Origin of the sequence: Pelomicrobium sp. (assembly GCF_036803785.1) — a bacterium.
GTDB lineage: Bacteria > Pseudomonadota > Gammaproteobacteria > Burkholderiales > UBA6910 > Pelomicrobium.
In genome coordinates, this window is the sequence record NZ_DAIRTR010000101.1 from 1 (window position 1) to 11,197 (window position 11,197).

General features: G+C 64.9%; 10 protein-coding genes. 2 read left to right on the forward strand and 8 right to left on the reverse strand.

Features of this window, described 5'->3' with window-relative positions; translation table 11 throughout:
* Positions 1–86: 86 nt before the first annotated feature.
* The 8 genes from V7Q81_RS11575 to V7Q81_RS11610 all read right to left on the reverse strand — a co-directional run bounded on the left by V7Q81_RS11575 (position 87) and on the right by V7Q81_RS11610 (position 8,816).
* Positions 87–1,433, reverse strand: coding sequence for an ABC transporter permease subunit (locus tag V7Q81_RS11575; protein ID WP_333843425.1), 1,347 nt, complete (start codon positions 1,431–1,433; stop codon positions 87–89).
* A 91-nt stretch (positions 1,434–1,524) separates the two neighbouring features.
* The gene (locus tag V7Q81_RS11580) at positions 1,525–2,688 is read right to left on the reverse strand and encodes an ABC transporter substrate-binding protein (RefSeq protein WP_442954824.1); all 1,164 of its coding nucleotides are present in this window, start codon (positions 2,686–2,688) and stop codon (positions 1,525–1,527) included.
* A 113-nt stretch (positions 2,689–2,801) separates the two neighbouring features.
* Positions 2,802–3,530, reverse strand: a complete 729-nt coding sequence (locus V7Q81_RS11585; RefSeq protein ID WP_333843429.1) for a Rieske 2Fe-2S domain-containing protein — start codon at positions 3,528–3,530, stop codon at positions 2,802–2,804.
* Positions 3,531–3,540: 10 nt separating this feature from the next.
* Positions 3,541–4,584 carry a 2Fe-2S iron-sulfur cluster binding domain-containing protein gene (locus V7Q81_RS11590; protein ID WP_333843431.1) on the reverse strand — a complete coding sequence of 348 codons (1,044 nt, stop codon included), beginning with the start codon at positions 4,582–4,584 and terminating at the stop codon, positions 3,541–3,543.
* Positions 4,585–4,627: 43 nt separating this feature from the next.
* Complete coding sequence (locus tag V7Q81_RS11595; RefSeq protein ID WP_333843434.1) at positions 4,628–5,092, reverse strand: aromatic-ring-hydroxylating dioxygenase subunit beta; 465 nt, start codon at positions 5,090–5,092, stop codon at positions 4,628–4,630.
* Positions 5,093–5,159: 67 nt separating this feature from the next.
* Positions 5,160–6,380, reverse strand: a complete 1,221-nt coding sequence (locus V7Q81_RS11600) for an aromatic ring-hydroxylating oxygenase subunit alpha (RefSeq protein WP_333843436.1) — start codon at positions 6,378–6,380, stop codon at positions 5,160–5,162.
* A 286-nt stretch (positions 6,381–6,666) separates the two neighbouring features.
* Positions 6,667–7,911 (reverse strand): pyridoxal-phosphate-dependent aminotransferase family protein, encoded by a 1,245-nt coding sequence (locus V7Q81_RS11605; RefSeq protein WP_333843439.1) that lies wholly within the window; start codon positions 7,909–7,911, stop codon positions 6,667–6,669.
* Between the two features lie 122 nt (positions 7,912–8,033).
* The gene (locus V7Q81_RS11610) at positions 8,034–8,816 is read right to left on the reverse strand and encodes a pteridine reductase (protein WP_333843442.1); all 783 of its coding nucleotides are present in this window, start codon (positions 8,814–8,816) and stop codon (positions 8,034–8,036) included.
* A gap of 61 nt (positions 8,817–8,877) precedes the next feature.
* Between V7Q81_RS11610 and V7Q81_RS11615 the strand changes: the two genes are divergently transcribed.
* Complete coding sequence (locus V7Q81_RS11615) at positions 8,878–10,032, forward strand: class I SAM-dependent methyltransferase (protein ID WP_333843444.1); 1,155 nt, start codon at positions 8,878–8,880, stop codon at positions 10,030–10,032.
* Positions 10,033–10,242: 210 nt separating this feature from the next.
* Positions 10,243–11,082 (forward strand): putative selenate ABC transporter substrate-binding protein, encoded by an 840-nt coding sequence (locus V7Q81_RS11620; protein WP_333843446.1) that lies wholly within the window; start codon positions 10,243–10,245, stop codon positions 11,080–11,082.
* Positions 11,083–11,197 lie beyond the last annotated feature (115 nt).

Genomic DNA, 11,197 nt, shown 5'->3' on the forward strand with positions numbered 1-11,197 from the left:
GTCGTAGATCTTGACCACGTCCTGGATGCGGATGGCGCCCTTGCCCGCTGGGCCAAGCGGCGCGAAATTGGCGGATGGCTCCCTCATCATGACTGCCCTCCCAAAGCGAGCTCGCGAACCCGCCATTGCATCAGGTGATCGCCCACGATCCGCACCAGGGCGCTGGTGACGTAGCCGACCGCACCCAGAGTCACCATGCCGATGATGATGGTGGGATAGCGCACGGTGGTGTAGGAATTGTTGATCACGTACCCCAGCCCGAACTGGCCGGACACCATCTCCGCGGCGACCAGCGAGAACCAAGCCACCCCCACCGAGATCTGCAAGCCGGTGAAGATGAAGGGCAGCGCCCCGGGGATGATGATGTGGCGGAAGGCCTGCCAGCGGCTCGCCCCCAGGCAATAGGCGGCGCGAAAGTAAGATTCGTCGATGGACTGCACCCCCAACATGGTGTTCAAGGCGGTGGCATAAAAGGAGGCGAGGAAGGTGAGGAAGATCACCGGCGTCTCCAGGCCCTTGAACATGAGGATCGCAAGCGGCACCCAGGCGAGAATGGGGATCGGCCGCAGCATCTCGAACACCGGAAAGACGTATTCCTTGAACTTGAGGGACCAGCCGAGGAACAAGCCCAGCGGCACCCCGAGGGCAGTGGCGAGGAAGAAGGCGATGCCCACCCGGCGGCAGCTCACCCAGATGTGCTGGTAGTATTCGGGCGTATAAATGGACAGGCCATAGACCGGGTCCGGGCTCAGCCATTCCTTGACCACCGCGGTGAGCCCCGGCATCTGCTCGAAGCGGGGTAGCTTCCACACCTCCACCGCCAGGTACCAGAAGCCGAGAAACAGGGCAAAGCCGATCGCCATGAGGTAGGGCCGCGGGCTTTTCAGCCACTGGGCCAGCCGGAACATGGTGAGCGCGAGCCCCGTCAACTGCTGGGGCGCTGCGCGCCGGCCCACCGGTTTCAATTGCGCTACCCACTCTGGCACGGTGAAATCCCGGGTGATCATGGTGGCGAAGCGGCTCATCACCACGTCGCCCGTCTCCGGGTCCGACTCCAGGATGCGGAGCAACGCGTTGCCATTGATCGCGAGGCACTCGGTGTCTTCCACGGCGGTGCTTTTGGCCAGCCGGTAGGGCTGACTCTTGAGCAGCGCCGCCCAGCCGAATACTTCGCCGGGCCCCAGGATGCGCAGCAGATTGGTGGCGCCGGCCCCCGGTCCCAGGACATGCTCCACTCGACCGCGTATCACCACGAACAGATCGTCGGCCCGGTCGCCCCGCTGGTAAATCACCTCGCCGGCCTTGTAGGAGACTCGGCGCGCTGCCCAAGCAATGGCTTCCAGCATCTCGCTGGAAACCACCTGGAACGGCATCGCGCTCTTGAGCAGACCGACGGTGTCCTCCGTCTGGACTGCGCCAGTGGCCAATTCCATGCCTCTCACCTCCTCCTGGGGTTGGTGGAAATGTGTTTTACCCCGCTCGGGCGACGGTGGCCGGCCGTCGAACAGCCGGCCACCGCGACCTTCATTGCTTGAACGCCGCCTGGAACGCCGATTCAGGCTGGGCCTTGACGACCCCGATGGGGGCCGTCAGGCCCCGTTCCTTGAGGATCTCCCGGGTGAACTGGGGCATGACCGCCTCTGGGCGAAGCTGCGGCGTGTCGATGGTCTTGATCTCATAGAGGAAGGCCGTCGCCCGCTTGAGCAGCTCCTCCGCTTCCGGCGTGATGGTGTAGTGCAACAGGATGCGCTCCGGCCCGCCGCCGGCCTCCTTAGCATGCTCCCCGTAGAGCGACTTCCACAGGGCCTTAACCGGGAAGCCGGTGGTCTGCTCCTGGGCCATTTTCACCACTTCGGCCGCGTTCTTGGGATCGGCCAGGAAAAGCTGAGCGTCCAGCTCCGCCTGTAGCCAGGCCTTCACCACGTCGGGCCGCTGCTGGATCAGGTCGGCCCGCATGGCCAGGAACCCCCCGTCGTTCTCCTGGGCGGAGCGGCCGGTGGCCACCAGCCGTGCCAACCCTTCTTCTACTAGCCGGGATGCAGTCGGTTCCCATATGACGGCAGCGTCCAGTTTCTTGGCGCGGAAGCCGCTGGTGATCACCTCGATGTTCTGGTTGAGATAGGCCGCCGGCTGGACGTTGAACTTCTTGAACACCGCCTGGGCGAAGCGGTCGGTACAGCTTCCCTTGGGCACTGCCACCTGCTTGCCGCTCAGCCACTGGATGGCTTCCTTGTCGCTATTGAATTGGGGCGCGTCGGTGCGCACCAGGAAGGCGTTGCACTGGTCCCAGCCGAGGCCCAGGTTGGCGACGATGCGGATGTCCGCCACGTTCTGCTTGGTGGTGGACACGATGGCTGGCATGTCCCCCATGTAGCCGATGTGCTGCTTGCCGGCCAGCATGTTGTTGACGATGATGGCCCCTTGAAGCCCGATCTGGAACTCCACCTGGGAGCCCGCGGGCAGGTACTTCTCGTAGAACTTCTTGCTGCGCATCACCACGCCCGACCAGGACTCGGTGTAATACGGCTGGTAGCCCACCACCAGCTTGACCGGCTCGCCGGGCTTGCCGAAGTTCAGGGTCTGCTGGGCAAGACCCGCACTCGCCGACAGCCCCAGCATCGCCGCGCCCGCCAGTCCCAATACCCGCCGTGCCCCCGCCTTGAACCGCTCCTTTGATGGAATGCCCATGTTGCCCTCCTATCTCCTTTGCATGGTTGAACGCGCGGCGGCTGTTTTCCATTTCTTGTCGTTTCGGAGCGGCCTCCCGGAATCCGGCCTCCGCTCCGCGCCGCCAATGCTTGCTACTTCGCCCCGGACGCCGTGAGATACCGGGTGATGAGCTCAGCGAGACGCCGCATCACCAGATACCCTGACGCCGGGTCGGACTCCAAAACCTTAAGCACCTCTTTTCCGTTCATCCGTAACACGGAGGACTTTTCCAGGCAGGTCGCCCGGGCGATCCGGGAGGGCTGCCCGTCCATGAGGGCCGCCCAGCCGAACACTTCGCCGGTACGCAACACGAACCCCGCTGGCGTGGTGCGCTCGTCGCGCCCGATCAGGAATTCCACCCGCCCGCCCTCCAGGATGTAGAGGTCTTCCGCGGGATCCCCGACTTGATACAGGGTGCTCCCTTCCGGATGGGTTTCCGGCCGGCACAACGCCTGTAGCCTCGTCAGGGTCTCCCGCGGCAGCCCCTTGAACAACTCGGAGGAATCGAGGGCGCTCGGCGGCGCGAGATAGATCACACCGTCCTCCACCGTGATGTCGAACAACTGCAGGGGCGATTCCGCAAGCCCCTGGGGCGCGCCCGTGCGAATGTCCCATTGCCACAGATGCATGTGGCAGGTGAGCACCTCGCCGTCGAACAGGCCCTCGCACAGGGGCACCTCCTGGTGGGGGCAGATGGCCTGGCAGGCGTAAAAGTCCCCGCCCGCGTTGGCCACCAGCACCTTGAGCCCGCTTTCCACTTCCACCTCTTTCAGACCGCCGGAAGGGATCTCCTCCGCCCGGCACACGAATTTTTTGCTCACGCCGTGGACCTTAGCTGAATTTGTCGTAGCGGATGTTGTCGGTGGTCAATTTCGCCTTGAGCAGCAGCACGCGGATGGCCGCTTCCACCGCGGGCGGCGGGCCGGCGAGGTACGCCCGCACGTTCTGGTACCTGCCCTCCATGCGCTTGGCCGCCACCTCGTGCACCAGCCCGTGGTCGAAGACAAGCCCCGGGTAGCGGCGGGCGAGCGCTTCCGGCACCGGCTCGTCGGAAAGGGCCACAGTGATCTCCAAGTTGTCGGGAAACTCCCGGCGGAAGCCCTCCAGCGCCTCGAGATAGAAGACGTCGCGCGCCGAGCGCACGCCGAAGAACACGTAGCCTTTATACTGGCTGAAGTAGCGCTCCTGGCAGCCGCGGGAGAGGATGGACATCATGCCGGCGATGCCGCTGCCGCCAGCGATGCACAGGACGTTCTTGCCGAGCCCGGGGTAGAAGGTGGCCTTGCCCAGGGGGCCGAACAGGCGTAGCTGCGCCCCTTGCACCTGCCCGTCGAAGAGCCACTCAGAGAAGCCGCCGCCGGGTTTTTTCTTCACCACGAAATCGAGGCTGCGGGCCCGACGGTCGAAGTTGACCATAGAGTAGCCGCGAAAACCCCGCACCGAGGGAGCCTCCACCAGCACGAACTGGCCTGCGTCGAAGTCCATGGGGGCATCGAGCGCCACGCGAAAGGCGAGCACGTCGTGGGTAAGGAGCGCCTGGGACTCGATGCGCCCCCGGTAGAAGGCCGGGATACAGGCCCCCGGGTCGGCGTGATAGACGAAGTTGGCCACCTCAATGGAGAGGTCGCTTTTCGGCTCGCATTGGCACATGAGGAACTCGCCCTGGGCGCTCTTCAGGAGGCGGGTGCCCGGCGCCTGGGGCCAGGGGTCGTGGATCTCGCCCTCGATCAGCTTCGCTTTGCACGTACCACAGGTGCCGCTGCCGCATTCGTAGGGCAGGTCCACGGCGTTGTGCAGGCCCGCGAACAGGATCTTCTCCCCTGGGGCACATTCGAACTGGTACGCCCGGTTGCGGGCGTTGACCTGCACCTTCATCCTCTTCCTTTGTCGTTATGGCCGGCTTGCGCGCCGGCAGAGGTCAAAACGGGATGTGGTAACCGATACCCAGCATCCGTGTGTCCAGCCGCACATTGCGGCGCAGGAGCTTCGCCCCGTCCCCATCGAGCCGCACCGTGTCGTAGAGCTTGCCCACGCCGAACAGTTCCGTGATGCCCCCGTCCAGGGTGGTCTTGAAGACTTGCAAGCCGGAGACCACCTGCGCCTCCTTTTTGGCGTCGTCCACCGTCACGGTGTACACGGTGACGTGGCGGGTAAGGGGCGAATGGTCGCTGTTGTGGCGCGGCAGATTGTTGAATAAGGTCTGCATCCCCGCCTTGTCGTGCTCGAGCCAGGTCATCTCCTTCTTGATTTCCGGGCTGTAGGCGGTGATGGTGTAGCGAAACTGCGGATCGCACAGATCCAGGTAACCCTTGAAATCCTTCTCGTCTAAGAGCATGCACGATCGGTAGACCAGCTCTTCGACCATGGTTCTGGCGTTGCTCATAGCTCTCCTCGCTGTGGCCGCGCTGCCCGCGGGGCCCTCCCCCCGGGCAGGCGCCCTGTATTCCGTTTCAAGCGGCGGCCACCTTTCCGGCTACACCCCGGTCGCCGAAGGGGTCGTAAGCCGGTCGGCCCATACGCCGGCTCCATTCGGCGTAGTAGTGGCGCATGCCGCCCTCGTCGTGGATGGTCATGTTCTCTTCGCGTCCGTGCAGCACCCAGCGGCTGTCGGTGCGCTCGTCGCGCATGGCGATACCCTGGCCGTGCACCCCCAGCAGGTCCTCGTGGAGGTTGCGCCCGAACGGCCCCCAGATCATGTTGTGATCGAAGATGCGCTCGGCCCGCATTTCGGGGGTGTCGCGTTTGAGCCCCAGCCCCCGGAACTCGATGATCACCTTGTTCGGGCCCAACGGAATGGCGGTATCCATGCGCAGCACCGAGGTACGCAGGTTGTAGGTCATGCCCGGGAAGATGTCGATCAGGATCCAGCCGCCGGGCGCAAGCCCAGGCCAGCCCACCTTGCGATCCTTGCTTCCTTCGTACTTGTCGTACTTGATCTCCATGGAGCCCACCGAGGCGTGCCCGTTGGGATAGCCCACGTATTTGCGGTCGAAGTAGCCGGGCTGGAGCATGCCGGTGATGCGATTAAAGTAGTGCATGTAGTCGTGGTAGAACTCGCTGTTGGTGTCGTGCCACAGCTTGTAGTTGGTGTTCACCACGGCCTTGTGGAAGTGGAACACCTCGAGCGGCTCCTGCATGTGGGGCTCCAGCATGGATAGCGCGTCGCCGATGTATTCCTTCAGCGTGCACGCGTTGTCGTCCACGTTGACCCACACGAAGCCGCCGTAGCCCACTTCGCAGCGCACTTCCCTCAAGCCCACGTCTTTCAGATCGAGCCGATCCTGGTAGCCCTCCTTGCCGCGGGAGATGTCGATGCAATTGCCGCGGCAGTCGAAGGACCAAGCGTGGAAGATGCACGTCATGCGCTTGGCGTTGCCCGAGGGGTCGTAGAGGATCACGTTGCCCCGGTGCGGGCAGATGTTGTAGAAGGCGCGGATCCGGTTGTCGTCGCCGCGGATGATGATCAGGTTCTCGCCCCCCGGGTGGCGGAAGGTGCGGTAATCATAGGGGTTGGGGATCTCGCTTTCGTGACAGGCGATGATCCACACCTTGTTGAAGATCTTGTCGATCTCCTCGCGGAACAGCTCTTCGCTGGTATAGACGCGGGTATCGACATAATGGGTCGGGGGAAACTTGGGGCGCTGGGCCCATTGGGCGGCGTTTCTGGACATCGCAACCTCTCTCCTGGAAAAACGTTTGGCAATGACAATGTCCATGGGCCTTCTGCAGGATTCGTACCAGCCACAGAAGTCATCCGCCCAATTGCCTTTTTCGCCCAAAAATATGCGCTTACATCAAAACGGCCGGCGCCGGCGCAAAGCCGCCGCCGTTTCCGAAGGAAACGGGGCGAGCCTTGGCTTTGCCAACCGAAACATGCCGCGGCGCCTTGTCCGCTTGCAGGAAGGAGAAGCGGAATGCCAGGCGCCGGGAATAGGAGTCGCGGCGGCGCGAACGGACTCAGGCCACCGCCACCCGGGCGGCATCCCCCGGGCGCAGGGGGGTGGGGTTCTTGGCGTAGGCGTGGTAGGCCGCGGCCTCGGCGGCGCCGAATTCCACCTTGAGCCCCATGTCGGCGAACACGGTCTCCAGCGCGCACAGGCACAGCATCACGTTCTCCATCTTGCAGGAGTAGCCCATGATGCCGAAGCGCCAGATTTTGCCCCTGAGATCGCCCAAGCCCGCCCCCAGCTCCAGGTTGTAGTCATGCAGCAGCCGGCGGCGCACCTCCGCCTCGTCCACGCCCGGCAGCACTTTCACCGCGTTCATCTGGGGCAGCCGGTGCTCGGGCTTCACCAGGAACTCCAGCCCGAAGGTCTCCAGGCCTGCCTTGAGCGCCAGGTGATTGCGCCGGTGGCGCGCCCAGGCCCGCTCCAGGCCCTCCTCCTGGAGCATGAGGAGCGCCTCGTGCAGGGCGTAGAGGCTGTTGGTCGGGGCCGTGTGGTGGTAGGTGCGGGTGGTGTTGCCCCAGTAGGTGAGAAGCAGGTTCAGGTCCAGAAACCAGCTATGAACCTTCTCCTCGCGCTTTCTCACCATTTCCACGACCCGGTTGCTGAAGGTCACGGGGGAAAGCCCGGGCGTGCAGGACAGGCATTTCTGGCTGGCGGAATAGCAGGCATCGATCCCCCACTCGTCCACCTTCACCGGCACGCCGCCCAGAGACGTCACCGTGTCCACGATGGTCATCAGCCCGTAGCGGCGGGCGATCTCGCACAGGGTCTGGGCGTCGGAGAGCACGCCGGTGGAGGTTTCCGCGTGTACGAAGGCGAGGATCTTGGCGTCGGGATTCTTCTTGATCGCCTCCTCCACCTTGTTGGGATCCACGGGCTCCCCCCAGGCGTCGTCCACCACCACCGGCACGCCCTGGCAGCGCTCCACGTTCTCGATCATGCGGCCGCCGAAGACCCCGTTGCGGCACACGATCACCTTGTCGCCCGGGTTCACCATGTTGACGAAACAGATCTCCATGCCCACCGATCCCGGCCCCGAGACGGGAAAGGTCACCTCGTTGGCGGTCTGGAAGGCGTAGCGCAGCATGGCCTTCAGCTCGTCCATCATGGCCACGAACACCGGATCCAGGTAGCCGATGGTGGGGCGGGACAGGGCGGAGAGCACCCGCGGGTGGATATCCGAGGGTCCCGGTCCCATGAGAGTGCGTTGGGGCGGATAGAAGGTGCTGATTTTTTTGCCGGGGCGAAATTTCATGGGGTTGTCCGTAAAGAGATGACGCACACCCGCCGCGGTCGCAAGCCGCGGCAGTCAAAAGGAAACGCGCATTATATCAATTGCTTGGATTTCTTGCGCGGGCACCCTTTCGGCCTACGGGGTCAAAGGCTTACCGAACGCCCCCCATCCACCGCGATGGTATGGCCGGTCACGTAGGGGGCGTAGGCCACCAAGTACATCACCGCGCGGGCGATGTCCTCGGGCTCTCCCTGCCGCTGCAGGGGCACTTGCTCGATGATCCGCCGACGGATCTCGGCGGACCAGTGGCTGTCCTCCGGCCACAGCACCGGGCCGGGGGCCACGGCGTTTACCCGCACCTCCGGGCCCAGCTCCAGGGCGAGGGAGCGGGTGAGGGCCGCAAGGCCCGCCTTGGCGATGCTGTAGACCACGTAGCCGCGCATGGGCCGTTCGGCGTGGATGTCGGTGATATTGACGATGGTACCCTGGCGGCGGCGCAACTCGGGACTGGCCGCCTGGGACAGGAACAGAGGGGCTTTGAGGTTGGTGCCCATGAGGTCCTGCCAAGCGCTTTCCGTGATCCCGCCCACCGCTGTGGGAAAAAAGCTGGAAGCGTTGTTCACTAGGATGTCCAGGCGGCTGAAGCGCGCGAGCACCGCCTCGACCAGTCGCTGGGGCGTGTCCGCCTCCAGCAAGTCTGCTTGGACGAGGCCGGCGGAATCGGGCCGTTGCCGGTTGAGCTCGGCACCGAGGCTCTCCGCTTCGGCCCGGGACGTCCGGTAGTGGATCATGATCCGGGCCCCCGCTCCATGGAGCAGACGGCAGACGGCGGCGCCCACCCGCTTGGCCCCGCCGGTGACCAAGGCCACTTGGCCCGAGAGCACCGCTTCCACTACACTTGCGCCACGTTCGGTCGAAATCGCCAATTTACCACACGCGTCCCTCTCCCTCGCCGCTCCCCGACGCCAAGGGGGCGCTCTCCATGCCATGAGCGTGCTGCCTCCGCCCGATGAAGCGGGCGAAGCCCACAGCCGGCGCGTTGCGGCCCACATCCGCGAGGAGATCTCGCGCACCGGCGGCTGGATTTCCTTCGCCCGCTACATGGAGCTCGCCCTATACGCCCCGGGTCTGGGCTATTACGCGGCGGGGGCCGCCAAGCTGGGCCCCGAGGGGGATTTCGTTACCGCACCGGAAATCTCCCGCCTGTTCGGCCGCACCCTGGCGCGGCAGGTGGCCCAGGTCCTCGAGCGCTGTGGGGGAGCGGTGTTGGAGCTGGGCGCGGGAAGCGGACGACTGGCAGAAGACCTGCTCCAGGCGCTGGAGGCCCTGGACCGGCTGCCCGAGGCGTACCTGATCCTGGAGGTGAGCCCGACGCTGCGGGAGCGGCAAGCGAGGCGCCTTGCCCGGCTTCCGCCGCGGCTCCGGGCCCGAGTGCGCTGGCTCGAGGTGCTACCCACCGGGTTTCGCGGCGCAGTGATCGGAAATGAAGTGCTGGACGCCCTGCCGGTGCATTTGGTGGCTTGGCGCACGCACGGCCTGTTCGAGCGAGGGGTTGCCGTCGAGGGGGAGGCTTTCGTCTGGTGCGAGCGCCCCCTCAGCCATCCCGAGCTTCGTCGCGCCGCCGAGGCAATCCCGGCGCCAGCGGATTATCTGAGCGAAATCTCTCTTGCCGTCCCCGCGCTGATAAAGACGCTGGGCGAGCTGCTCGAGCAAGGGATTCTGCTCTTCCTCGATTACGGCTTCCCCGCCGCAGAGTACTACCATCCCCAGCGGGCCACCGGCACCCTCATGTGCCACTACCGGCATCGGGCCCACGACGATCCCTTCCTGTGGCCGGGCTTGCAAGACATCACCGCCCATGTGGACTTCACCGCCACTGCCCGCGCGGCGCGGGAAGCCGGCCTGGAAGTGTTGGGCTACGGGAGCCAAGCCCACTTCCTTCTCAACTGCGGCCTGCTCGAGCTGCTGGCGGCCGTGCCGGCAGAGGACGCGGCCCGCTACCTGCCCTTGGCGGCAGAGGCCCACAAGCTCCTCTCCCCGGCCGAGATGGGGGAGCTCTTCAAAGTGCTCGCCCTCGGGCGCGGCCTCTCCGCACCGCTACTCGGCTTTGTCGCCGGTGACCGCAGCCATACGCTGGCGTAGGAAGCCCATCGTCATGGGCGGCTCGGATCGGACAGCAACGCCGAACCTGTCTGAAAAAAGAAAGCCGCGTGAGATCCGCACTTCCCCCCTGGCTCATCAAGCCTTTCTTCTAATCCCCGCCGCCCGCAGGGTTGAAGCAGCGCAGGCCCGATGGTAGCGTGGGCAATCCCTTGCTCATCCATGGTGAATGACTCCTGGCCGGAGGTCCTCATGCGTGCTCTGCTTGCCCTGTTGCTGATGGCTGTCACCGTCTTCGCGCGTGCCGAGATGATCCTGCGGGTGAGTGCCATTCCTGATGAGGCGCCCACCGAGCTGCTGCGCAAGTTCGAGCCCTTGGGCAAGTACCTGGAAAAAGAGCTGGGGATGAAGATCGCCTTCGTCCCGGTGACCGACTATGCCGCCGTGGTGGAAGCCCTGGCGGCGGGGCGGGTGGATCTCGCCTGGCTCGGTGGCTTCACCTTCGTGCAGGCGCGGCTGCGCACCGGCAACGCCATCCCCATCGTTCAGCGGCAAGAGGACGAGGCGTTCACCAGCAAGTTCGTGACCGGGGCTGACAGCGGTATCCAAGGGCTTGCGGACTTGAAGGGACGCACCTTCGTGTTCGGCTCCCCCTCGTCCACGTCGGGCCACCTGATGCCCCGTTATTACTTGATGCAAAACGGGATCCATCCGGAGAAGGACTTCAAGCGCATCGCCTTCTCCGGCGCCCACGACGCCACCGCCGCCTGGGTCGCGGCAGGTCGGGCCGACGCCGGTGCCTTGAACGCCTCGGTGTGGGAGAAGCTCGTGGAGTCGGGAAAAGTAGACCCGACCAAGGTCCGAGTGTTCTACACCACACCGCCCTATTACGACTACAACTGGACAGTGCGGGGCGACTTGGATCCGGTCCTGGTGAAAAAGCTGACCGACGCCTTCCTGAAGCTGGACCCGGGGAACCCGGTCCACCGGGAAATTCTCGCTCTCCAGCGGGCAACCCGCTACGTGCCCACCCAACCGGAAAACTACCGGGGGATCGAAGCGGCGGCCCGGGCCGCAGGACTGATCAAGTGAGCCTGCGCCTAGAGCAGGTGGCGCTGCATCACCCGGGCGGCCGGGTCGCCCTGCGGGGCGTGAGCTTGCGGGTCGAACGGGGGGAACGGGTGGCGGTGATCGGTCCGTCGGGGGC